The sequence below is a fragment of the Pedobacter alpinus genome, from assembly GCF_042684645.1.
Classification (GTDB): Bacteria; Bacteroidota; Bacteroidia; order Sphingobacteriales; family Sphingobacteriaceae; genus Pseudopedobacter; species Pseudopedobacter alpinus.
In genome coordinates, this window is record NZ_JBHULV010000042.1 from 12,198 (window position 1) to 35,784 (window position 23,587).

The 23,587-nt window shown below is 31.0% G+C and carries 24 protein-coding genes and 1 riboswitch; of the genes, 12 read left to right on the top strand and 12 right to left on the bottom strand.

Annotated elements, in window-relative coordinates; translation table 11 throughout:
* The first annotated feature begins 13 nt into the window (after window positions 1–13).
* Window positions 14–2,686 (top strand): valine--tRNA ligase, encoded by a 2,673-nt coding sequence (locus ACFSSE_RS11880; protein ID WP_379045924.1) that lies wholly within the window; start codon window positions 14–16, stop codon window positions 2,684–2,686.
* 61 nt (window positions 2,687–2,747) lie between these two features.
* Here ACFSSE_RS11880 and ACFSSE_RS11885 read toward each other — a convergent pair whose 3' ends face one another.
* From ACFSSE_RS11885 to ACFSSE_RS11900, 4 genes are all read right to left on the bottom strand, one after another.
* Window positions 2,748–3,209 carry a hypothetical protein gene (locus tag ACFSSE_RS11885; protein ID WP_379045921.1) on the bottom strand — a complete coding sequence of 154 codons (462 nt, stop codon included), beginning with the start codon at window positions 3,207–3,209 and terminating at the stop codon, window positions 2,748–2,750.
* 63 nt (window positions 3,210–3,272) lie between these two features.
* Entirely contained in the window at window positions 3,273–3,626 is a 354-nt protein-coding gene (locus ACFSSE_RS11890) for a hypothetical protein (protein WP_379045918.1), read from the bottom strand.
* Window positions 3,627–3,919: 293 nt separating this feature from the next.
* A complete protein-coding gene (locus ACFSSE_RS11895; protein WP_379045915.1) occupies window positions 3,920–4,558 on the bottom strand; it encodes a hypothetical protein in 639 nt (212 codons plus the stop codon).
* Between the two features lie 113 nt (window positions 4,559–4,671).
* On the bottom strand, window positions 4,672–5,130 hold the full coding sequence (locus ACFSSE_RS11900) for a type I restriction enzyme HsdR N-terminal domain-containing protein (protein WP_379045954.1): 459 nt from the start codon (window positions 5,128–5,130) through the stop codon (window positions 4,672–4,674).
* 69 nt (window positions 5,131–5,199) lie between these two features.
* On the opposite strand from ACFSSE_RS11900, the gene holA reads away from it, so the two are divergent.
* From holA to ACFSSE_RS11915, 3 genes are all read left to right on the top strand, one after another.
* On the top strand, window positions 5,200–6,204 hold the full coding sequence (gene holA, locus ACFSSE_RS11905) for a DNA polymerase III subunit delta (protein WP_379045912.1): 1,005 nt from the start codon (window positions 5,200–5,202) through the stop codon (window positions 6,202–6,204).
* A gap of 161 nt (window positions 6,205–6,365) precedes the next feature.
* Window positions 6,366–6,770 carry an EVE domain-containing protein gene (locus tag ACFSSE_RS11910; protein WP_379045909.1) on the top strand — a complete coding sequence of 135 codons (405 nt, stop codon included), beginning with the start codon at window positions 6,366–6,368 and terminating at the stop codon, window positions 6,768–6,770.
* 10 nt (window positions 6,771–6,780) lie between these two features.
* Window positions 6,781–7,179: a hypothetical protein gene (locus ACFSSE_RS11915; RefSeq protein WP_379045906.1), complete on the top strand. Its 399-nt coding sequence runs from the start codon at window positions 6,781–6,783 to the stop codon at window positions 7,177–7,179.
* 91 nt (window positions 7,180–7,270) lie between these two features.
* Here ACFSSE_RS11915 and fmt read toward each other — a convergent pair whose 3' ends face one another.
* Complete coding sequence (gene fmt, locus ACFSSE_RS11920; protein ID WP_379045903.1) at window positions 7,271–8,185, bottom strand: methionyl-tRNA formyltransferase; 915 nt, start codon at window positions 8,183–8,185, stop codon at window positions 7,271–7,273.
* A gap of 255 nt (window positions 8,186–8,440) precedes the next feature.
* On the opposite strand from fmt, the gene ACFSSE_RS11925 reads away from it, so the two are divergent.
* Window positions 8,441–8,722 (top strand): hypothetical protein, encoded by a 282-nt coding sequence (locus ACFSSE_RS11925; RefSeq protein ID WP_379045900.1) that lies wholly within the window; start codon window positions 8,441–8,443, stop codon window positions 8,720–8,722.
* A 63-nt stretch (window positions 8,723–8,785) separates the two neighbouring features.
* Here the strand turns inward: ACFSSE_RS11925 and ACFSSE_RS11930 are convergent, their stop codons facing one another.
* Window positions 8,786–10,018 carry an exo-beta-N-acetylmuramidase NamZ family protein gene (locus ACFSSE_RS11930; protein WP_379045897.1) on the bottom strand — a complete coding sequence of 411 codons (1,233 nt, stop codon included), beginning with the start codon at window positions 10,016–10,018 and terminating at the stop codon, window positions 8,786–8,788.
* Window positions 10,019–10,076: 58 nt separating this feature from the next.
* Here ACFSSE_RS11930 and ACFSSE_RS11935 point away from each other — a divergent pair, with 58 nt between their 5' ends.
* On the top strand, window positions 10,077–11,297 hold the full coding sequence (locus tag ACFSSE_RS11935) for an ABC transporter permease (RefSeq protein WP_379045894.1): 1,221 nt from the start codon (window positions 10,077–10,079) through the stop codon (window positions 11,295–11,297).
* A gap of 128 nt (window positions 11,298–11,425) precedes the next feature.
* Here the strand turns inward: ACFSSE_RS11935 and ACFSSE_RS11940 are convergent, their stop codons facing one another.
* Complete coding sequence (locus ACFSSE_RS11940; RefSeq protein ID WP_379045891.1) at window positions 11,426–13,162, bottom strand: phospho-sugar mutase; 1,737 nt, start codon at window positions 13,160–13,162, stop codon at window positions 11,426–11,428.
* A gap of 206 nt (window positions 13,163–13,368) precedes the next feature.
* Between ACFSSE_RS11940 and ACFSSE_RS11945 the strand changes: the two genes are divergently transcribed.
* On the top strand, window positions 13,369–13,770 hold the full coding sequence (locus ACFSSE_RS11945; RefSeq protein ID WP_379045888.1) for a hypothetical protein: 402 nt from the start codon (window positions 13,369–13,371) through the stop codon (window positions 13,768–13,770).
* A 19-nt stretch (window positions 13,771–13,789) separates the two neighbouring features.
* On the opposite strand, the gene ACFSSE_RS11950 is transcribed toward ACFSSE_RS11945, so the two are convergent.
* From ACFSSE_RS11950 to ACFSSE_RS11965, 4 genes are all read right to left on the bottom strand, one after another.
* Entirely contained in the window at window positions 13,790–15,073 is a 1,284-nt protein-coding gene (locus ACFSSE_RS11950) for a sensor histidine kinase (RefSeq protein WP_379045885.1), read from the bottom strand.
* A 1-nt stretch (window position 15,074) separates the two neighbouring features.
* The gene (locus tag ACFSSE_RS11955) at window positions 15,075–15,740 is read right to left on the bottom strand and encodes a response regulator transcription factor (protein ID WP_379045882.1); all 666 of its coding nucleotides are present in this window, start codon (window positions 15,738–15,740) and stop codon (window positions 15,075–15,077) included.
* Window positions 15,741–15,891: 151 nt separating this feature from the next.
* Window positions 15,892–16,164 carry a hypothetical protein gene (locus ACFSSE_RS11960; RefSeq protein ID WP_379045879.1) on the bottom strand — a complete coding sequence of 91 codons (273 nt, stop codon included), beginning with the start codon at window positions 16,162–16,164 and terminating at the stop codon, window positions 15,892–15,894.
* Window positions 16,165–16,215: 51 nt separating this feature from the next.
* Window positions 16,216–17,421 (bottom strand): serine hydrolase, encoded by a 1,206-nt coding sequence (locus ACFSSE_RS11965; protein WP_379045875.1) that lies wholly within the window; start codon window positions 17,419–17,421, stop codon window positions 16,216–16,218.
* A 115-nt stretch (window positions 17,422–17,536) separates the two neighbouring features.
* Window positions 17,537–17,731: riboswitch (cobalamin riboswitch) on the top strand.
* Between the two features lie 93 nt (window positions 17,732–17,824).
* Between ACFSSE_RS11965 and ACFSSE_RS11970 the strand changes: the two genes are divergently transcribed.
* The 5 genes from ACFSSE_RS11970 to ACFSSE_RS11990 all read left to right on the top strand — a co-directional run bounded on the left by ACFSSE_RS11970 (window position 17,825) and on the right by ACFSSE_RS11990 (window position 22,991).
* Window positions 17,825–19,807, top strand: coding sequence for a TonB-dependent receptor (locus tag ACFSSE_RS11970; protein WP_379045872.1), 1,983 nt, complete (start codon window positions 17,825–17,827; stop codon window positions 19,805–19,807).
* Between the two features lie 4 nt (window positions 19,808–19,811).
* The gene (locus ACFSSE_RS11975) at window positions 19,812–20,882 is read left to right on the top strand and encodes a YncE family protein (protein WP_379045869.1); all 1,071 of its coding nucleotides are present in this window, start codon (window positions 19,812–19,814) and stop codon (window positions 20,880–20,882) included.
* Window positions 20,883–20,932: 50 nt separating this feature from the next.
* Window positions 20,933–21,508 (top strand): DUF6580 family putative transport protein, encoded by a 576-nt coding sequence (locus ACFSSE_RS11980; protein WP_379045866.1) that lies wholly within the window; start codon window positions 20,933–20,935, stop codon window positions 21,506–21,508.
* Window positions 21,509–21,571: 63 nt separating this feature from the next.
* Window positions 21,572–22,270, top strand: coding sequence for an SIR2 family NAD-dependent protein deacylase (locus ACFSSE_RS11985; protein ID WP_379045863.1), 699 nt, complete (start codon window positions 21,572–21,574; stop codon window positions 22,268–22,270).
* Entirely contained in the window at window positions 22,257–22,991 is a 735-nt protein-coding gene (locus ACFSSE_RS11990) for a Dph6-related ATP pyrophosphatase (RefSeq protein WP_379045860.1), read from the top strand. The genes ACFSSE_RS11985 and ACFSSE_RS11990 overlap by 14 nt, the downstream gene beginning before the upstream one ends.
* 54 nt (window positions 22,992–23,045) lie before the next feature.
* Here ACFSSE_RS11990 and ACFSSE_RS11995 read toward each other — a convergent pair whose 3' ends face one another.
* Entirely contained in the window at window positions 23,046–23,567 is a 522-nt protein-coding gene (locus ACFSSE_RS11995) for a DUF3347 domain-containing protein (RefSeq protein ID WP_379045857.1), read from the bottom strand.
* Window positions 23,568–23,587 lie beyond the last annotated feature (20 nt).

The following is a 23,587-nucleotide window of genomic DNA, read 5'->3' on the forward strand; positions in this document are numbered from 1 at the left end:
TGAAATTTTGTTTATGAGTATTGCTAAAACGTACAGCCCAAGAGAATTTGAAGATAAATGGTATCAGTATTGGATGGAGAACGATTTTTTTAAATCGACGCCTGACGAGCGTGAACCATATACTATTGTAATTCCTCCACCTAATGTTACCGGAGTATTGCACATGGGGCACATGTTAAACAATACCATTCAAGATGTTTTGGTACGTAGAGCCAGAATGAGTGGTAAAAATGCTTGTTGGGTGCCAGGTACAGATCATGCTTCTATCGCCACAGAAGCAAAGGTGGTAGCTATGCTTAAAGAAAAAGGCATTGATAAAAAAGACCTTAGCAGAGCAGATTTTTTAGCTTACGCTTATGAATGGAAAGATAAATATGGTGGAATTATTTTAGATCAGCTTAAGAAATTAGGCGCATCTTGTGATTGGAGCAGGACTGCTTTTACTATGGATCCTGCTTTGTCTGAAGCTGTAATTGATACTTTTATTCATTTACACCAAAAGGGATTGATTTACCGTGGTGTGCGTATGGTAAACTGGGACCCAAAAGGTTTAACCGCTGTTTCTGATGAAGAAGTAATCAGGAAAGAAGTGAACCAGAAGTTGTATTATATTAGGTACCGAATAGTGAATAGTGAAGAGGTAATAGAGAATTCACCAATCACCAATCACAATTCACTCACTATAGCTACCACTCGCCCAGAAACCATTATGGCTGATGCGGCAATATGTGTGAATCCGAATGATGAAAGATATTTTAATTTGCATGGAAAAACAGTTTTTGTTCCTTTAATTAATAGAGAAATCCCGGTAATACTTGATGAATATGTAACTATGGATTTTGGTACAGGTTGTTTAAAAGTTACTCCCGCTCACGATTTAAATGATTATGAATTAGGACAAAAACACCATTTACCTGTTATTGATATTTTAAATGATAACGGAACTTTAAACGAAAAAGCCGAAGTTTTAGTAGGAGAGGATCGTTTTATTGCCCGTAAAAAAATTGCTAAATTATTAGATGAAGCTGGGCATTTAGAGAAAGTGGAAGATTACAAATCGCAAGTTGGTTTTTCTGAACGTACGGATGCTGCTATTGAGCCAAAACTTTCTATGCAATGGTTTTGCAAGATGGGAGAAATGGCTGGTCCTGCTTTAGAGTATGTAAACAACGGCGATGTAAAATTAATTCCTGATAAATTTATCAATACCTATCGACATTGGATGGAGAATGTTAAGGATTGGTGTATTTCTCGTCAGTTATGGTGGGGACAACAAATACCAGCTTGGTATGCGCCTAACGGGGAAGTTGTTGTTGCAAAAACGGCAGAAGAAGCTTTAGAGAAATTAAGGCTCACTACTCACTACTCTCTACTCTCTACTGATGATTTAAAACAAGACGAAGACGTTGTAGATACTTGGTTCTCCTCATGGCTTTGGCCAATTTCCGTTTTTGATCCAACGGTTTGCGGTAATCCGGATGCTAAAGGCAATGAAGACATTAACTATTATTATCCAACCAATGATTTGGTGACAGCTCCAGAAATTTTATTCTTTTGGGTAGCTAGGATGATTATGGCTGGACATGAGTTTAGAGGCAAAGCGCCTTTCGAAAACGTTTATTTAACCGGGATTGTTAGGGATAAATTAGGACGTAAAATGTCTAAATCTTTAGGTAATTCACCAGACCCGCTTGATTTAATTGAGAAATATGGAGCTGACGGCGTTAGGGTAGGGATGTTACTTTGTTCGCCTGCTGGTAACGATATTATGTTTGATGAATCTTCTTGCGAGCAAGGACGTAATTTTGCCAATAAAATTTGGAATGCCTTTAGGTTAATTAAAGGTTGGGAAGTTGATGAAAGTTTAGCAAATCCTAATGAAACAACGATTGCTTGGTTTGATTCGAGATTTAACGAAGCTTTGGCAGAAATTGAAGCAAACTTTAAAACTTACCGTTTATCTGAAGCTTTAATGGCAACCTATAAATTAGTTTGGGACGATTACTGCGCTTGGTACTTAGAAATGGTTAAACCAGCTTACCAGCAACCTATAGATAAAGCAAGCTATGATGCCAGTATTCTTTTTTTCGAAAAGATAATTAAAGTACTGCATCCTTTTATGCCTTTCTTAACAGAAGAATTATGGCATGATGAAGTTTTTGGAAAAAGAGGAGAAATGGATTGCTGTATTATTGCGCAACTGCCAACAATCGAAGCTAAAAACGAAATGCTATTAAAAGAGATTGACGCGGTAAAACAAATAGTTTCGGAAATTAGAAACGTTAGAAATAGCAAGCAAATATCTCCTAAAGAAGCGCTGACTTTATCTGTTAAAACAAATTCTGATATTGATTATCAAGCTTACAAAAACATAATTTCTAAATTGGCTAACATCAGCGAGTTAAAGAATGTGGAAGAAAAACTAAGTGGAGCCGTAGCTTTTATGGCTGGCAGAGACGAGTTTTTTATTCCTTTAGCTGGTAATATTGATGTAGAAGCCGAAAAGGAGAACATCAAAAAAGAGATAGAATATTTACAAGGATTTTTAAAATCTGTTAATGCAAAATTAGCTAATGAACGTTTTGTGGCCAATGCTAAACCAGAAGTAGTTGCAAATGAACAAAATAAAAGAGCAGATGCTGAGACCAAAATTCAGATTTTGGAAGAAACATTAAGTGCACTTTAAAAATAAAAAACCCTCTGATTGAAAAATCAGAGGGTTAAACCAAACCTAAAATATAATAAACCTAAATTTTACTGTCTTTATTTTGTTTCAAATGGTCTTTTAAAAATTCTTTTAATTGCCATCTTTTTTTCTCGTCAGCTATTCTGTTTAGCTCCATTTCTATTTTCTCTTCTGACTTTGTAGAGAAAATAATTTTAGAAAAACGAGTTTCAAAATAATCTAACCCTTCAAATTTTAAACTCACAGTATCATTTTGGTCTTTTTTTGTAAAGCAAATTTCATCATCATTTATGTAAATATAATGATGTCCTTTTTCTACAGAAAGCCTATACAAACTAAAAGTAGTAAGTAAAGAACAAATTGATAAAATGAGATAAGAAGTTAACTCTGAAATAATTTGATAAAAATTCAATGAAAAAGATAATCCAGAAACAACAGTACAAGCTAATAAAACTGAATATAAGGAGTTATTAGAAAATAAACTTTTGTCACATTTAATGTAAATAGTTTTTTCAGATTTCATACAGATAAGGAGTTTGTGTTGTTGCCTTATACGGTATAAAATTTATTAAGTTTCAATAATTTTCTAATTTCTATATTTAGATACTTCTACAAACTCGTTATTAATTAACTTGTCCTTATGTTTATATAAATTGTTTTTGGTCCGTTTTAGTTTGCCAGTTTCGTTTAAAACCATATCATCAATTAATCTAATGCTACTATCGATAAATAAATCTCCGTTTTTGATGTAAACCTTACTGTCTAAGTGGTCTTTCTGTTTATATAACTTACCATTATCTTCGTTAGTGAAATTGTGGTAACGCCTATTAGCTAAATACATTGATGATTTATCTGATACTGTTTTTACAGTACTAATGTTTATGTTATAATTAAAAAATGGGTCATAAGCGTCTTCAAATATCTCTAAATAAATTAACAAAGCTTGGTTATTGTAATTTACACGCCCTATTGCATAGCATTTAGAATCTTATTCTAAATTAATTTTTAACGATTTTAGAAACTCTGTAACTTCATTCTTAATGTATCCAAAGCTTTTTAAATTTGGTAATTGTTTTTCAAAAGCATAAGGTAAGTTTAGTGGTGTTTTATAAGGTAAATTTATTAATGGGAATTCCTTTTCTATAATTGTATTAATATCCTGGGCTTTGTGTTGCAGCAGTTAAAAAGAAGGTAAATAATACGAACAAAATTTTTTTCATCATAAACAGATGTTTACTTACTAATAATCATTAAATTTTCAATTACACCTGCTTCATTAAAAATATAAGCATTATTAGATTTTTGAGTGTTTATACTTTCTTTACCATTAACATCTATATTTTTTATGGCTCTACTTGTTTCAGATAGTAATAGTTTATTATTACTTAATGATGCTTTTCGTATAATTTGTGTAGTTCTGCTACTATTATCTGCATTGTTGAAAATAGCAAAAAACACAATGTTAGAAATATCTACAATCTTATAATCGGTACTTAATGAAGCCACATAAACAACATTTATATAAGCATCGCTTCTATAGTCGTTTATATTATAAACTATAAAATTTAGTTTGCCAACTGTAAACCTTCCAATCGCATTTATTTTTGAATTTGGTGTTTTTATACTTTTTTTTATGGTTTTTTCATCTACCATGGCACCAAAAACTAGTTCAGTAACATCATCTTTTAAAAAGATATGTTTTTTCGGGTTCATTTTTCCATCTGTAGGTTCATACATAGGTATCTTTTCGGCAGGTAATTCGTAAGGCAGTGTTAAAAGCGGGAATTTGCTTTCTAATGTAGCTTTGTTTAATTGGGCAAATGTAGGAATAGCAAAAATTATTACTAATACCAAAGTGAGTTTAAATTTCATTTGATTTGTTTAAACAAATTTAAAACACTAAAAAACTATTTACATACCCATATTTACTGATAATTTTTATACTTTATTTCAAAGGATAAATTAAGGTTTAGTTTTTTTATTTTTTAAAGAGACTGGTAATTTGGTAATTCTTCTAAAAATAGATAGCTATTTGTTTCATAATTTATCTCACAGCAAAAGTGCTGTAAACCATTACTCACTACTAAATATTTTACTTTATGTAGCATATTGTACCTAGCGGCTTGGTCAAAAACACCTTGTGTAATTTTAATAGATGTTGCTTTACATTCTACCAAAACCTCTGCTTTTCCGTTTTTATTAAAAATTAGTATATCAGTTCTTTTCTGCAATTTATTCAATCTTAAACCACCTTCAAGCTTAATTAACGTTTTGGGGTATTTTTTTTGAAGGATTAAAAACTGAACAAAATGTTGCCTAACCCATTCTTCTGGAGTTAAAACCAGTTCCTTTTTTCTTAGTTCATCGAAAATGAAAAAGGTATCTTCTTTTTGATGTAATTTAAAAGGATAGGGCGGTAAATTTAGCGCAACAGGTTTAAACATTCTGCTAAAATAAGGTAGAATTTTCAACATTCTAATTTTTGAAAATTAATATTTCTATTTTAGCCAATAATGACTGCAACGGATATCATCAAAGACATTAAGGCTAGAAAACTAAAGCCAATTTATTTACTGCATGGCGATGAAAGCTTTTATATAGATTTAATTAGTGATTGCATAGAAGAAAATGTGCTTTCTGAAGCCGAGAAAGGTTTTAATCAAACTATTTTTTACGGTAAAGATGCCGAAATAATGACGGTTTTAAATGCTGCTAAACGATACCCAATGATGAGCGATTATCAATTGGTGATGGTGAAAGAAGCACAAGAACTTAAAATTGATAAAGCTGCCGAGCAGTTTCAAGCATATTGCGAAAACCCACTAAAAAGCACCATTCTAGTGCTTTGCCATAAATACGGTAAATTTGATAAGCGTAAAAAAGTTTATAAAGTTTTAGAAAAATCTGGGTTAATATTCGAGTCGGCAAGTATTTATGAAAATAAAGTGCCTGCTTGGATTGATGATTTTATAAAAAGCAAAGGATATCATATTAATCCTACGGCTTCAGCCTTATTAGCCGAATATTTAGGTAACGATTTAAGTAAAGTTGCTAACGAGCTGGAGAAGTTGATGTTAAATGTACCCAAGGGTCAAGAAATTGGCACTAAAGAAGTTCAAGATAATATTGGGATTAGTAAAGAATACAATGTTTTTGAACTGCAAAATGCATTGGCTCGTAAAAATGTTTTTAAAGCCAACCAAATTATTAATTATTTTGAAGCCAACCCTAAAGCCAATCCTTTTGTATTGATATTGGGTAATTTAAGCGGTTGGTTTACAAAAATATTAAAGTATCATTATGTAAGAGATAAATCTCAAGCAGCAAAAGAATTAGGCGTAAATCCATATTTTTTAAAAGATTACGAATTAGCAGCAAAGAATTACAGCTTAGGTAAAACTTTTGAAGTGGTTTCTTTATTAAGAGAATACGATTTGAAATCAAAAGGTGTAGATAGTACTGGAAACACAGAACCTGGCGATTTATTAAAAGAGTTGATTTTTAAGATAATTCACTAGAATTTAGTTTTATGAGTTCATTAGGCATTGGTTCATTAGTATTAGGAGTTCATTAGGAATTGGTTCATTAGTTTTAAGAGTTCATTAATAATGGAGTATTTAATCATAGTTATAGGTTATTCTATCATTCAAAATTCATTCATTCAATCATTATATCACACATGCAATATTTTTTAGTAAAATCAGAACCGTTTAAATACAGTTGGGAACAGTTTAATAAAGATGGTAGAACGTTTTGGGATGGTGTAAGAAATTACCAGGCCCGTAACAATATGAAAGAGATGAAAGAGGGAGATTTAGTGCTTTTTTATCATAGTAATGAAGGAAAATGTGTTGTAGGAATAGCTAAGGTAATGAAGGAGTTTTACCAAGATCCAACAACTGATGATGTGAAATGGGTGGTGGTAGATTTAGCTCCGATAGAAAGCCTAAAAAACCCAGTAACCTTAGAAACCATTAAAAAAGATGAACGTTTAAAAGATGTGTCATTAGTTCGCCAAGGCAGATTATCTGTGATGACTTTAAAAGCTGAAGAATTTGATAGAATTGTTGAATTGGGGTCTTAATTAGTTTTGAGTGAAAATTTTAAACTTTAAAGTCTTTTTAGTAGGCTTAGTTTGTTCCTTTTTAACAGCTTGTTCTTTTGGTGTAAAACAAGAAGATTTAATAGGGCGGTGGAATTACGTTTCTTATGAATACACCAATAAATCATTAGATAAACCTCTAGCTAATATTGCGGTACAACAGCCGTATATTCAATTTGATGAAAATGGAGCATGTAAAATTGTATCAAGCGGAAAAGTAATTTCTGAAGGTAAATACCATTTAGAAAATAAAATTATTAGATATACAGAAACACTCACAAACGGACAAAAAAGATCAATTCCTTTTTTAATAAATTCTTTAAGTAAGAAGGAATTGGTGTTTCAAACAATGGACGCTGAAGTGAAAGTGATTACAGCGGTTAAAGAATAAATATTATCCACTTAAAGTAATCCACATTTTGAGGCGAATATCTTAGATTTATAGTTTGCAGTTAGGTATTTAAAAAAATCATGCAAATCTTTTATAACCTTATTCCTCTTAAAAAGTCGTCAATAAACATTCTTTTTTTACCTTCTTGTTGAATTTCTTTTAAAAGGATAAAGCCATCTTTAGTAGCAATTTTTAAAAATGTTTTTCCATCACTTAAGTGTTCACCAGCTACAATATTGGGAGTAGTTAATTCCTTTTCTACAACATAAATTTTTAAACCCTTATCAAACAAAGTGGTAAAAGCAGTAGGATAGGGGCTTAATCCTTTAATTAAGTTAAAAACGTTTTCGGTACTTTGATTCCAATCTATTTTGCAATCATCTTTAAATAATTTAGGAGCATGTTTTAACTCCCCAGCTTCAATACTTGATTGGGGCACTTCTTTAAAGTCTCCCGCTTCAATTGCTAAAACTGTTTTTTTTAATAAGGTGGCACCAGTTTCCATTAATAAATCGTGTAAATCTCCGGCTGTCATTTGTTCTGTAATGGTTACTTTTTCAGCAAATAAAACATCTCCAGTGTCAATTTCATGTTTTAAGAAAAAGGTTGTAACTCCACTTTCTTTTTCGCCATTTATAATTGCCCAATTTATTGGCGCTGCCCCTCTGTATTGAGGTAATAAGGAAGCATGCAAATTTACAGTACCATATTTAGGCATCGCCCAAACCAGTTCGGGTAACATTCTGAAAGCTACAACCACTTGTAAATCGGCATTTAAAGATTCAAGCTCTTTTAAAAACTCAGGATTCTTCAGTTTTTCGGGCTGTAAAATATTTAGGTCATTAGCCACCGCAAATTTCTTCACCGCAGATTCATTGATTTTTTGACCACGCCCTGCAGGCTTATCCGGAGCTGTAATTACCCCTACAACATCTTGTTTAGCATCTAATAAAGCTTGTAAAGAAGCAACTGCAAAATCGGGCGTACCCATAAATATAATTCTCATTGTATTTTTTTTATCGGAGTTGCAAAGGTATAATAATTAGGCTTAATAGATGAAAACCTCTCAAAAGCAATATTCTTTAAATTATATTTGATCAAATCAAGAAAAATCTGTTTAGTAGTGATATGGTTTTAATGCTTTCAAAATTTTAAAACAGTTTTTATCAACTGTAAAATAAAAAGGAGTAAATTCGCAGTTTAAATTACTGCTATAAAATACGGTAGTAGAATAAAAAAAGTATTATTAATTATAAAATAAATGTTATCAGAACATAATATTCAAAAAGCGATTACAATGGATCAAATTGTGGTTGATTACTTTAAGCTCAATCCGAAATTAAAAGAGATACAAGCTAAAGATTTAATGGGCGAGTTTGTTAAAGCTGGAGTTTTTAGTAAAGATTATAAAGATGGTTTACCACTAAGAGATTTCTTAAAGAAATTAGAAGAAAATAACCAGCTCGATTTGTTTGAAAAATCTAAACTGATTAAGAATGAGGAGAATAAATACTGGTATTTTGTAAAATCAAAAAATAAATAATTCTTTCTATCTCAATAAAAAAGGAGCTTGATTGTATTTTCAAGCTCCTTTTCTATTTAAAGACTAGTTGTAAATCAAATACTTTTTTCTAGTCGCTTTGTAGTCGTCTAAACCTTGTTTCCAACTGGCTCTAATCTGAGCTTCTGTTTTACCATCTTTTATTTGTTGCATTAAAATATCATTACCGGCAAGTTTGTTAAAGAAAGGAGTGAAAAATTCTTCTTTTTTAGGGTAAGCTTCATATAAATTCAACAAAGTTTTTAAATCTAATTCTTTATTGCTTCTTAGATTTTGTTCATCAATATTCCTAAAATCAATACCGTAGCAAACTTGGTTTTCTAAAGGTGGGTTTTTACTCATTCCGTCAATACTTTTAGGCGTAAAGCTAAAATCATATTTACCTTTTAGTAGAGGATTCCCTAAAACCTGAAAAGGAAATAAAGTACCTCTGCCTTGGCTAATTAGAGTGCCCTCAAACATACAAAGGCTTGGATACAAATAAATGGATCTATTATTTGGAAGGTTTGGAGAAGGTTTTACAGGTAAAACATACTCCATATTGTGTTGATAATTTGCGTTTTTTATAACTGTTAAATCGCATTTAACGCCATTAGTTAACCAACCTTCACCATTAATCATTTGGGCAAACTCACCACTGGTTAAGCCATGGCTAATAGGTATTTTATGCATTCCCACACCAGATTTAAACTTTGGATCCAATATAGGCCCATCAATTAAACCACCGTTAGGGTTAGGTCGGTCTAAAATTATTAGCGGAACATTACTATCAGCGCAAGCTTGCATTACCCAAGCCATAGTAATGGTATAAGTATAAAAACGTACGCCAACATCTTGGATATCAAAAATCATGATATCTATGTTTTTCAAATCTTCTTTTGAAGGGGCATGTTTAGCTCCATATAAAGAAATTACCGGAAAACCGGTTTTTTTATCTATATAATTACCTACTTTTTCACCAGCATCGGCAGTTCCTCTAAAACCATGTTCGGGACCAAAAATGGCTTTTATATTTACGTTTAGGCTTTTTAAAGTATCCACCAAGGGTATATTATTAATTTCGGCGGTTTGGTTTAAAACTAATCCTACTCTTTTACCTTTTAATAAAGGAATATATTTTTCTGTTTGATCTGCACCAGTTAAAATACTTTTAGTCTCTTTATTAGTCTCCAGAGCTTCTGTTGCAGGTAATTTAGATGCTTTACATGCATTACAAGCAAAAAGAGTTGCAATGGGGAAAATAAAAAGAAATGGTTTTAATTTTTTAATAGTGTACATTTTTCTGTTTTTATATTAATGGTTGCATATTTGCGAAACTAAAATAAACAAAAAGCTTTTGAATTTAGCATTATTTATAGCCAACAGAATATCTTTAAAGGCAGAAAGAACCTTTTCCAAGCTAATTGTACGCATAGCAATAGTCGGTATTATGCTAGGCTTAGGGGTTATGATACTCTCTGTTGCTATTGAAAAAGGCTTTAAATCAGAAATAAGAGAAAAAGTTAGGGGTTTTAACGGAGATATACAATTTGTTAGGTACGATTTAAATTCGTCTTACGAGAATTCACCATTTTTTTTACAGAAAAGTAATTTAGACAGTACTAGGAATTTTAACGGAGTAGCTCATGTTGTGCCTTTTGCCACCAAACCCGGAATTATAAAAGCTAATGGAGAGGTAGAAGGTGTTGTTTTAAAAGGGATTGATAAAGATTACGATTGGACCTATTTTAAAGGTATATTAAATTCTGGCAAAACAATTAATTTTTCTGATAGTGCAAAAGCTGCAAAGCAAATCATAATTTCTGAAGTTTTAGCAAAACGCCTAAACCTTAAAGTTGGAGACGATTTTCTGATGTATTTTGTACAAGAGTCTTTAAGAAAAAGAAAGTTTGAGATTGTTGGAATTTATAATACTGGGGTTGAGGAGGTAGATAAAACTTACGTAATTGGCGATATTTCTTTAATCAGGAAACTTAATAATTGGGATGAAAATGAAGTTGGTGGATATGAAGTGCGTATAAATGATTTTGAACGATTAGATTATTTTACCTATACCTTAAGCGATTTTTTACCGCCACAAATTAAAACTATAAATGTTAAAGATAATTACCCAATTATTTTTGATTGGCTCTCTTTATTAGATGTGAACGCCCAGGTAATTTTGATTTTAATGTTGGTGGTAGCTGTTATTAATATGATATCTGCTTTGTTGATTATGATTTTAGAACGCACCAATATGATTGGTTTGCTTAAAGCTTTGGGCGAAAGTAATTGGGGAATTCGTAAAATATTTCTTTATAATGCATTATATTTAGTGGGTATAGGTATGATTTTAGGCAATATTTTTGGAATTGGGTTGGGATATTTACAACATCAAACACATTTTTTCACTTTAGATGAAGCGTCTTATTACATGAAATTTATCCCGGTACAATTAGATATTATTGATGTTTTATTGATAAATGGTGGAACTCTATTAATATGTTTATTTATCTTATTAATTCCTTCTTTATTGGTTACTCGTATATCGCCAATTAAGGCTATCGCTTTTAAATAATACTAATATTTTACGTTTTAAATAAACAAAAAAATAGACTGCCTTTTTTGTGACAGTCTGTTTTTTATTCTAATTTGGTCTCAATAATTTGCTGTAAATATGAGCTTTAAATTACTTAATTTTAGCTGTTAAACAGCTAAGTCATTCATTATCATATCTACCTTTTCTTCCAATTCTGCATTAACTTTATCAAAATCTGCTTTGTTTGCTAAAGGTTTATTTACACTACAATAAAATTTTATTTTAGGTTCTGTACCAGATGGACGAGCAGAAATAATACAACCATCATCAGTAATAAACTGTAAAACATCAGATTTTGGCAAATCAATTTCTGAAGTGCTATTGTTTGTCAAGTCGGTTTCTTTTCTTAAACCATAATCTTTTAATGTTACCACTTTAGAGCCACCTAAACTCAAAGGAGGGTTGTTTCTGAAACGTTCCATCATAGCAACAATTTCTTCGGCACCAGTTTTTCCTTTTTTAGTGATAGAAATTAATTTTTCTTTGTAAAAACCATATTTCACATACATGTCAATCATGGCTTCATACAAACTACTTCCTTGGTCTTTGTAAAAAGCGGTCATTTCTGCAATAAAAGCAGCAGAAACTACTGCATCTTTATCTCTAACAAACTCACCAACTAAATAGCCATAACTTTCTTCACCACCTACAATAAAAGTTTCTTTACCTTCTAGCTCAGTCATAATTTGACCAATAAATTTAAAACCGGTTAAGGTATTGTAGCAGGTTACATTTTTAGATGCGGCTATTTTATCTATTAAATAAGAAGTTACAATAGTTTTTATAACATATTCTTTACCAGTGAATTTACCTGCTTTTTCCCAAGCTTCTAGCATATAGTTTACCAATAAGCAACCAGTTTGGTTGCCATTTAATAATTCAAATTCGCCGTTTAAATTTTTAACCGCAATACCAACTCTGTCAGCATCAGGGTCAGTTGCTAAAACTAAATCGGCATCAGTTTCTTTGGCTTTTTTAAGTGCCAAGGTTAAAGCTTCTTTTTCTTCCGGATTTGGGTAAACTACTGTAGGGAAATTTCCGTCAGGAGTAGTTTGTTCATCTACTAAAATTACATTCTCAAATCCAAAACGCTCCAAAGCAGCTGGTACTAAGGTTATTCCTGTTCCATGAATTGGAGAGAAAACTATTTTTAAATCTTTTTGTCTTTTAATAGCTTCTGGAGAAACTGATAAAGAGGTGATTTTATTTAGGTAATCTTCGTCCATTTCTTCACCTATGTAAGAGATATTCTCAGGTATAGCCGTAAATTTAATATCATCAACACTGGCTATTTTTGCAACTTCTTGCATCACCAATTTATCATCTGGTGCTACAAATTGGCCTCCATCTGCTCCGTAAGCTTTATATCCGTTATATTCTTTTGGGTTGTGAGATGCGGTTAGCATTACACCACTTTTGCAACCTAATTCACGTACTGCAAAAGATAGTTCTGGGGTAGGGCGTAAGGCTTTGAAAAAATAAACATGAATTCCATTTGCCGAAAAAACATCAGCAGTAATTTTACCCAAAACATCAGAATTGTTTCTGCTATCATGCGCAATGGCAACTTTTATTTTTTCGCCTGGGTATTTGTTAATTAAATAATTTGCTAAACCTTGTGTAGCGGCACCAATTGTATATTTATTAATACGATTAGAACCTGCACCCATAATTCCTCTTAATCCACCGGTACCAAATTCTAAACTTTTATAAAAAGAGTCAGTTAGTTCTGTAATAGCGTTATTATCAACTAAGTTTTGAATCTCGGCTTTAGTTTGCGCATCATAATTTCCATTTAACCACTGGTTTACACTGTCTTTGGTTGCTTTATCTAATTCTTGCATATAAAAGGTTTTAATGTTACCAAAGTTAATATTTAAGCAGTTAATGTAAAATATAATCTACCTAAAATGTTCAGATATTATCATAATTGGTTAAATCTTAAATAAATGTAGTTTAATGGTGTATTATTTGTTTAATGATATGCAACCATTTTAATTTATAAACGTCTTAATAATAAAACAAACACATTTTACTTTAATAATAACACATGAAAAAATTATCGATTTTAATATTAGGTATGATGATACTTGGTGTATCTGGCTGCCGAAAAGTAACAGAGCAGTATTTTACTACTCCAAACCAAACTGTATTTTATGATTTGAATGCAAGCAGTTGGACAACTAATAATGCTGGTAGAACTTATTCTGCAAACCTTAGTTTCTTTCTAGAAGACATTTATAGGAATGATTTTGATGGAATATTAGTTTATGTAAGTTTTGGTGATAATGTTTACGAACCAGTGCCACAAACTTATGATGGAATTGCTTACGGTTACACTGTAAATAACCAAAGAATTACTTTAGAAATTCAAAATTCTGACGGTAGCGGAACAATAACTCCTCCGGGTACAATGAGAGCAAAAGTTGTTTTTATTCCTTCACAAGAATAATAAATAAACCTAGCCAAACCTAAGTTTGGCTAGGTTTATTAAATTTTATTATAAAATGATGTTTTGAATTTGTGTATTCATAACTTAAATCAAAGCCATGCACATTAGCAATTTTCTTTGAAATAGCTAACCCTAATCCGTTTCCTTTTTGCTCTTTTTCTATCGTCTTAGAAAATCTCGAAAACAATTTTTCTTCCTCAAAATCAAGCGCAGCGCCTTCATTTATAAAAATTAAAGAATCTTTTGATAAATTAATATGAATGATACTTCCTTTTGGAGAATATTGAACTGCATTAATTAATAAGTTTTGTAATAACTGATCAAATAACGGCTGGTTGCCTTTTAAAACAGATGATTCTGGTTTAGGAAAAAGCAATTGTTGGTATTTTGCTTCTGCAAAAAAGTTTAAATTTTCTATGGCATTAGCTGTAGTTTTTAAAGTGTCTATATCATCTTTAAAATCAAACTGTTGGTTTTCTAATTTCGATAAAAACAATAAGTTTTTATTCAAATCACTTAGTTTTTGTAGCACATAATAAATCTGATCTATTAAAATACTTTGGCTATTACTTAAGTTTTTTTCTTGCAGTAGTAAGTCTAACTTCGATTTTATGATAGCAACTGGAGTTTGCAATTCATGTGCTGCGTTTTCGGTAAATTCTTTTTGTAAACGATAGGTAGTTTCTGTTCTATTTAGTAGGTTTTGAATATCTATGTTTAAATCATTTAACTCATCAATATCTAATTTTTCGGTAATGGGATTGTTTTCTTTATTAAGCTCGTAATTTTTAAGAAAACTTAAAATTTTATTAAATGGGAGCCAAATCTTTTTACTAATTGTTCTGTTTATGATTAAAAAACTTGCAAATATTAACAGCAAAAGGCCTATTTGCACCATTAAAATGCTTTTTATCAAATCCTCTTTTTCTAATAAAGAAGTTTTATACGTAATTATATGTTGAATACCTAAAATTTGAAGTTGCTTTTGTAAGTGCCTGTAATCTTCTAATTTATTACTTTTCGGATTTATTTCTTGAGCTGTGTATGGTTTTGGATTAAATTTTTGGGGATTGTAAAGCGTAATTTCTAAATCTTTATCTAGTTTTCTCCAAATTTCTAAATCATCAGCACTTTTAATTTCATTAATATGATTTGGCGTTAAATAAGCTTGATTTTCTAAAAATCTATCAGTAGCATTTAAAAAAATCGAATTTACCACGAAATAAAATAGCGGGATACTTGAAATGATTAGTAATGATGATAACCACAAGTATTTTTGAGAACTGTATGTAAGTAATTTCAAACTAATTTAATTTATAACCTGTACCATAAACTGTTTTAATATAATCGCCAGCACTGCCCAACTTTTTCTTTAAATTTTTAATATGTGTGTATATAATGTCAAAGTTATCAAAATATAGTGCAGATTGTCCACTTAAGTTTTCGGCAATTGCATTTTTAGAGACCACTTTGTTTTTATTTAGCAATAAAAATATAAGAATAGAAAGCTCCGTCTTAGTTAATTCAATTTCAGTACTATCAACTTTTGTTACTTTAGATAACATGTCTATACTCAAGTTTTTGTAGGTTACAATGTTTGAACCGCTAAAATTTCTTCGTCTTATTATGGATTGTATTCTAGCACTTAACTCTGCCAAGTGAAAAGGTTTTGCCAAATAATCATCGGCGCCAAGCTTTAAAGAGTATATTTTATCATCAACAGAATCTTTAGCAGATATTATAATCACTCCATCTTGTTTTCCAGCATTTTTTAATTCCGCTAATAAATCTAAACCACTACCATAAGGCAGCATAATGTCTAATAAGATACAATCGTAATCAAAAATATTAATTTGTGCTCTGGCATCATCAACATCTCCAGCTATTTCGCAAAAATAATCTTCGTTTTGTAGGTAATTGAGCATACTATTAGCCAATTCCCTTTCATCTTCAACTATTAATATTTTCATCCACAGTAAATAACGTGAAAAAATAGTTGAATTAAGATAAAATGTAAAAAATTTAGATGTTGATGGGTGGAGGAAAGCACCAAGAGATATAAACTGATTTAAGAAATAAATCAGTTTTGATTTTGTAATTTATAACAATGAGCGAAACTTATTAAAACAGTTTCACCCATTTAAAAACCAAAATATTAATTGATAATACTGCTGAACCCAATAGATATTGAAAAATATGTCCGAATGGTAATATGTTTAGAGATATAATCCAAAAAGTAAGACTAATTGCAGATAAAGCAATTAAAAATATAGTGTGAATTTTAGTTTTTAAGGCCTCTTTTCTTTCTGTATCAGAAAGGTTATAGGCATTGTGTACAGAAAATTCTCCCCCGTAATCTTCTGCTGCGTATAGTTTTTTATTAAATACTCTCATATTTTTGTTTAATTTATTTAACCAATACCATAACTATACCAAAATTTATAACTATTTGTAATTTAACATAAAATTAAAGTTAGGTAAATATTTTTTATCTCTTTTAAGCTCTAAATCGTAAATTTTTTGCCCTAAATTTTTCATAAAAGGAAAACAAACAGATTCATATTCATACTTGTTATCGTTGTATATTTCGTTCTTATTCGATTGAATAACAGCAGATAATATAAACTCAACCTTGTTTTCGTAATCAATTAAATAGATATTATCTAGTGAGTACCCATAAGCATCACCAACTTTGTTAAAAATTCTGATGTTGGGATTAATTTCCATACTTTCATCAGCCCCGTAAAACAAAAACTTACAGTATGCAGGGTAATAATTAGGTTTAGCATATTTTGGAAAATCATTTTCTGTAGGGTATTTGCTCATGTAAGTGTACAAAAAATCATAATCTTTAGGCTTTAAGTTAAACTGCTTGTTTTTAGGAAATGATGAAGGAAAAAAAAGTCGTTTTATAAATTCATGCTGATCTGTAAGTTGAAAAACATTTTTGCCTGTAAAATCAAATGGCTCATTTATTACTTTGTCGTGAGCTCCTAAATATCCTTTACCTCTTAGCAGGTTATTAAGTTTAATTGGATATTCATGAGCGTCAAATTCGGCTGGTTTAGTGTAAATTAATTTATTGTTATTGTAGAAGTTAATTGGATTTGTGTGTTTTGAACTTTCGGCATTATCTCCAACAGATAAACGGTTAATAATTCTGGAGTTTTTAAAACCATATTTTTTTAATTTTTTATTAATGGTAGCTCTATCAGTAAATTCGTAAATTCGGTTAAAAGCATCATTGTCACTTACTAAAAGTATTTTTTTGATATAATTTGCAATGCTTGCTTCACCGTTTTTTGATGTAAGGTCTTTATCTACTTTTGTTTGGTTATGATAAGCAGAATCTATTTTTAAAACCGTATTCATATCCAAATTTTCAATATTAAGCTCATTTAATTTTTCTAAAGCAAAAACTGAAGCTGGCAATTTAACGGTACTTGCAGGGTAAAAATAGTGTTGATTATTGAGGTTAAAACTGTAAGTTTTAAAATGTGCTTTATTGTTTTTATCTCTATTTATTTGGGTATATAATATTTGTACTTCGTTTTTTTGTGGATGATTTAAAATAGCACCAAATAAATTTGGGTTTTTCTCCAAAACATCATCTAAAGGATTATTTTTTTGACAAAATGCTGGCTTTATCATAGAAAAAACAATTATTGTAAACGTAATTATGGTTTTAATGTGTTTAAACATATAAATATTTGAGATTAATATTTCAAGATTTCTAAAATTAAAAATAATTATCAATTTAAAAATATTACTTTCGCAGCGTTATGGTTTTCGTTTATTGTAAACGAAATTAAAAGGGAATAAGGTGTAAATCCTAAACTGTCCCGCAGCTGTAAGCTCTAAAACTGTTTTTCATTCTAAAGGTCACTGTTCGCAATTAGAGGATGGGAAGATCGGAAAGCAGGGAGTAAGTCAGAAGACCTGCCTTAACACATATTGATTCATAGCTTTCGGGGATTGGAGCTTTTGAATGTGAATACCCATTAAAATAGGTGTTTTCATTTCAATTTATTTCCCTGTAGCCTTATTTGTAAAAATGTATTTAAAAAAGGTTCTTTTTATATTCTCTTTTGTTGGTTTATTTGCGGTAGAACTCTGTTTTGGACAGGTAGATTCTGTGCAAAGAATTAAGGAGGTTGGCATAAAAACGAGTAAAACATTAACGAGTTTAAGAGCCACACAAAAAGCAGATTCTGCATCTTTCTTAAAAACAAGTTCTTACAACGTTGCCGATGCGATCAGAAATTTTGCTGGAGTGATTATTAAAGATTACGGTGGAATAGGAGGTTTAAAAACCGTTTCTGTGCGTAGTTTAGGTGCTAACCATACGGGTGTGCAATATGACGGAATTAACATTGGCGATGCACAAACCGGGCAGATTGATTTAGGGAAATTGATGTTGGACAATATTGAATCCATTTCTTTAAACTTAGCACAACCAGATGATTTGTTGACAAACGCCCGCTCATTTGCTTCTGCAAGTTTAATTGTTATCAAAACAAAAGCGCCTTCGTTTGATGCCGGAAGAACCAATAAGCTGATGTTGAAATATACCGGTGGTTCCTTCGGACTGATAAATCCTGTTCTCCAATACGATCAAAAAATAAATGCTAATTGGACTTTTAATGTAAATAGTTCTCTGCAAAAAGCGGTAGGAAATTATAGATTTCAGGTGATTGGCGATGGTTCTGACACATTATCTACTCGGGAAAACGCAAAGATTAATGCATTGCAATTAGACGCTGGTTTAAGAGGGGGTGTAGGGGAAAATGGATTGCTAGAGATAAGGGCAAATTATTACGATTCTGAAAGGGGATTACCTAATGCGGTTATATTCTACAATCCAGCAGGCAGACAACGTTTGTGGAACAAAGACTTTTATACACAAGCAAGATTTACCCAAAGACTGAATGAAAAATGGAATTTACTGTTATGTACCAAATATTCTAGAAATTATACAAGATACAATGATCCAGATTATTTGAATCAGATTGGAGAACTGGATAATACTTACATACAAAATGAATTTTACCAATCTGCTGCTACAACTTACCAGCCCGTAAAGAATTTAACATTTAACTACGCCGCTGATGTTTTTGTAACTACACTTTACACAAATTTATTTGGATACGCATACCCTACACGTCATACAATTTTACAGGTATTGGGTGGTAAATATCAACTAAAAAAAATTACGATAGAAGGAAATGTGCTCAATACTTACATTAAAGAAAAAGTAAAAACAGGTAATGTATCTCCCGAGCGAACTATTTTTTCTCCCACTATTTCAATTGGCTACCAAGCTACCCCATCTTTAACAGTAAGAAGCTTTTATAAAGATGTTTTTAGGTATCCAACATTTAATGATTTGTATTTCACCAATTTTGGAAATCGCAAATTAAATCCAGAAAGGGCGTCTCAATATAATGTTGGGTTAGTTTATGATAAATTTACAAACCAAAAGTTTTCTTGGTATTCTTTAAGTTCCGATTTTTATTATAACCATATAAAAGACAAAATTATATCGTTGCCAAACAAAGATTTATTTATTTGGACAATGTATAATTTGGGGAAAGTAGCAATTTATGGCATTGATTTTAGCGGGAAAGCAAATTATAATTTCAATAAAAATTTATTATTAGAAACTAGTTTAAACTATACTTTCCAAAAAGCTTTAGATAAAACAAATCCAACTGAATCCGTTTATAACAATCAAATCCCTTATACACCGCAACATACAATTTCATTTAATACGGGCATACAAAAAAATAGATGGGGTGTGTTTTATAACCAAATATTTTCTTCTGGCAGGTATTATTTAGGAGACAATACGCCTGAATATTTTGTAAAAGGTTTTTCTGTGAGTGATATTTCTACAAATTATAGAACAAAATTATATAATAAACCTTTGATGCTTACCGCAGAAGTCAACAATATTTTCAATTTAAATTATTCCATCATTAGGAGCTTTCCTATGCCCGGAACATCCATCCGTTTAACAATTAAAACAATTATATAAAATCATGAAAACAATTAATTACAATTTAAAAACGCTATTAGTAGCTTTAACCGCAGTATTAACAATTAGCAGCTGTACAAAAGATGAAGTTTTTGAGGAACTTCCTGCCGTAAGGTCTGGCTATTATATTTTAAACGAAGGTGGTTTTAACTCTAACAATGCTAGTTTAAGTTATTACAACTTAGAAAATGGTTCTGTTGTAAATGGCTTTTTTGCACAAAAAAATGGTAGAGGTTTAGGAGATACTGGTAATGATATACAAGTTTATGGATCTAAAATGTATATCGTAGTAAACGTATCAAATACAGTTGAAGTTGTTGATGCTAAAACGGTTAAAAGTATAAAACAGTTAGATTTTAAAAATAACGGAGTTGGCAGACAACCACGCTATATTGTATTTAACAAAAACAAAGCTTTTGTTTCTTCTTACGATGGCACCATTGCAGTTATTGATACCGCAAGTTTAGCTATTGAAAAATACATTACTGTTGGTAGAAACCCAGAGCAAATGGCAATTGCTAACAATAAGCTTTATGTTGCAAATTCGGGTGGATTAAGTTACCCAAATTACGATAAAACTGTATCTGTAGTTGACCTTACTACTTTAACAGAGATTAAAAAAATTGAAGTTGTATTAAACCCAGGTGGAGTAAAAGCTACAGCTGACGGAAAAATTTACGTAAAATCTACAGGAAATTATGGGAATATTAAACCATCATTAACCATTATTGATAGTAAAACAGATGTTGTAACTTCAAGTAAAGAGTTTACAGGCGGTAATATGGTTATTAATGGAACTAAGGCTTATTTTACATCTGGAAAAGGAATTAAATTATATGATTTAAGTACAGATGCGGTTATTAGTGAAAATATAATTACTGATATCTCTGATGAAGCAAAAATTACAACACCATATGGTTTAACTTATGATTCTGTAAATAAACTTTTCTTTGTTTGCGATGCAAAAAATTACGCTAGTAATGGGCAGGTTTATTGTTTTGGTGAAGATGGTAAATTAAAATATAAAATTACGGCTGGTGTAATACCTTCAAAGATTATATTCTTAAATAAGTAAATTTTAAATCCCTAAAAAGATTTAGTATTTTTACGTTTCAAAATAAAAATATGTCATTAAAAAACTTAAACGTTAGAAACTGGGTTCTTGTTTTTATAATCATAGCAGCAGCAATAACACGCTTTATACCTTTAACTGGTAATGTAGAATGGTTTAATTTTACACCAGTTGGTGCAATTGCTTTATTTGCAGGTACACATTTTAAAAATAGATTTAAAGCTTATTTTGTGCCTTTATTTACCTTGTTTGTTAGTGATATTTTAATTAATTACAGCTATACTGGCGAATGGACATTGTTTTATGGTGGTTTTGCTGTAGTTTATGCTTGTTTTGCATTTATGGTTTATATAGGTAGTTTTATTAAAATGGTAAATGTTGGTTCTGTATTCTTAGCATCTTTAGCAGGCGTTTTAGTACACTGGTTAATTACAGATATTCAACCATGGCTTGGTAGCACAATGTATAATAAAGACATTACAGGTTATTACCAATCTTTAGTAGCAGCAATTCCTTTTGAGAAAAACCTATTATTAGGTAATTTGGTTTTTGGAGCTGTACTTTATGGAGGTTTTGAAATGGCAAAAGCTAAATTTTCAGTATTAAAAGAAAGCAAAGTAACTGCTTAATTTTTCAAAAAACATATTTAAAAAAGCGATGGTCATCATCGCTTTTTTTTTGATTAAAAATTTATGAAAAAGAAAATTATCATATTAACAGGTGCCGGAATATCTGCCGAAAGTGGTTTAAATACTTTTAGAGATGCAGATGGTTTGTGGGAAGGTTATAATATTGAAGACGTGGCAACACCAGAAGCTTGGCAACGAGATCCTATTTTGGTTCAAAATTTTTATAACGAACGCAGAAAATCAGTTTTAGAGGCAAAACCCAATGCTGCTCATTTGGCTTTAGCCGAATTAGAAAAGCATTTTGATACACTCATTATTACCCAAAATATAGACGATTTACATGAGCGGGCAGGTTCAAAAGCTATAATGCATTTACATGGCGAAATAGTTTACGCTCGTTCATCTAAAAACCCAGCTTTACTTTATAAATTAGAAAGCGATTGTATTGAAATGGGGAGTTATTGCGAGTTAGGTTCGCAACTTAGGCCAAATGTAGTTTGGTTTGGAGAAGCTGTACCCATGATTAGTAAAGCAATGCATGAAATGCCACAAGCAGATATTGTGATTTTAGTTGGTAGCTCTTTAGCAGTTTACCCAGCGGCAGGTTTACTAGATTTGGTTAAACCCAATATCCCAGTTTACGTGGTTGATCCAAAAATTCCACCAGTTAATATTTCTAATAAAGTAATAAGAATTGAAGAAAAAGCAAGTGTAGGAGTACCTGCTTTAGTAGCAGATTTAATAAAAAATGGAAAAGATTAAATGTATTTTTAACTGGAGTGGTGGCAAAGACTCGGCATTAGCATTATACCATTGTCTTCAAAATCCTGAATTGGAAATAAAGTATTTGGTAACCTCTATAAATGATGCTGTGAATAGAATTTCTATGCATGGTGTAAGGCATGAATTACTTTTACAACAAGCAAAAGAAATTGGAATTCCGTTATACGAAATTAGATTACCAGAAATGCCAGATATGTCAACCTATGACAATATTATGCGTAACCATTTAGAAAAATTAAAAGCTGAGGGCGTTACACATTCTATTTTCGGAGATATTTTTTTGGAGGATTTAAAGAAGTATAGAGAAGATAAGTTAGCCGAAGTTGGTTTAAAAGCAATTTTCCCCTTGTGGAAAGGAGAAACAACCTTGTTGATAAATGAGTTTTTAGAATTAGGCTTTAAAACCGTAATTGCCTGTACACAAGAAAGATTAGGTTTTTTAGTAGGAGAGGAGATTGACCGTAATTTAATTGCAACCTTTCCAAAAGATATTGATGTTTGTGGCGAAAATGGAGAATTTCACACTTTTGCATTTGATGGGCCGATATTTAAAAATCCTATAAAATATTTATTAGGAGAAAAAATTTATAAAGCTTATGCAGCACCAAAAAATACAGATGATAGTTGTTTGCAAGATTTTGCTAAACAGCCTGTAAACTTAGGTTTTTGGTATATAGATTTACTTTCTTCAAACAACTAATCGATAAAAAAAAGCCTGAATTTGTTGCTAATTAAACAATATTCAGGCTTTTTTTTACTTAATTTCTTCCTCTATACTTCCACATCCTAGCATTTTTTCGCCATAATACGGGTTTTTGATTTTGCTTTCGCTAGCTAACCAGTAACCGCCTTTACCATCATTTGCCATTGGGCAGTATTGTTTGTAAACGATACCACTTTCTAACTTTGATTTTTTAAAAACAGAAGCTAATTCATTAGATAAGTCGTTAAATTTTGCTCTTTTTGTTTCAACATTATTAACGGCAACAACTGCATCAATAGATTTGGTATCTATTTCAGCGTCACTCATCGCTTTTTGAAGCATTTTTGCGCCCATTTCAGCTTCTTTATTATCATTATTTACCAAAGCAGTTTTTAGGTGAATGTAGTGCTGGTAAACTTCATTTACTTTAGCATCAGTAAATTTTGGATTTACAGCAACCTGTTCTGTTTCTGTTGAAGCTGTTTCTTCGTTTACTGTTTTTGTTGGATTGGTACAAGCATAAGTTGTAGAAATTAATCCGATAAAGGCTAAGCCTAAAATTTGATTTTTCATTTGATTTTTAATTTTATTGA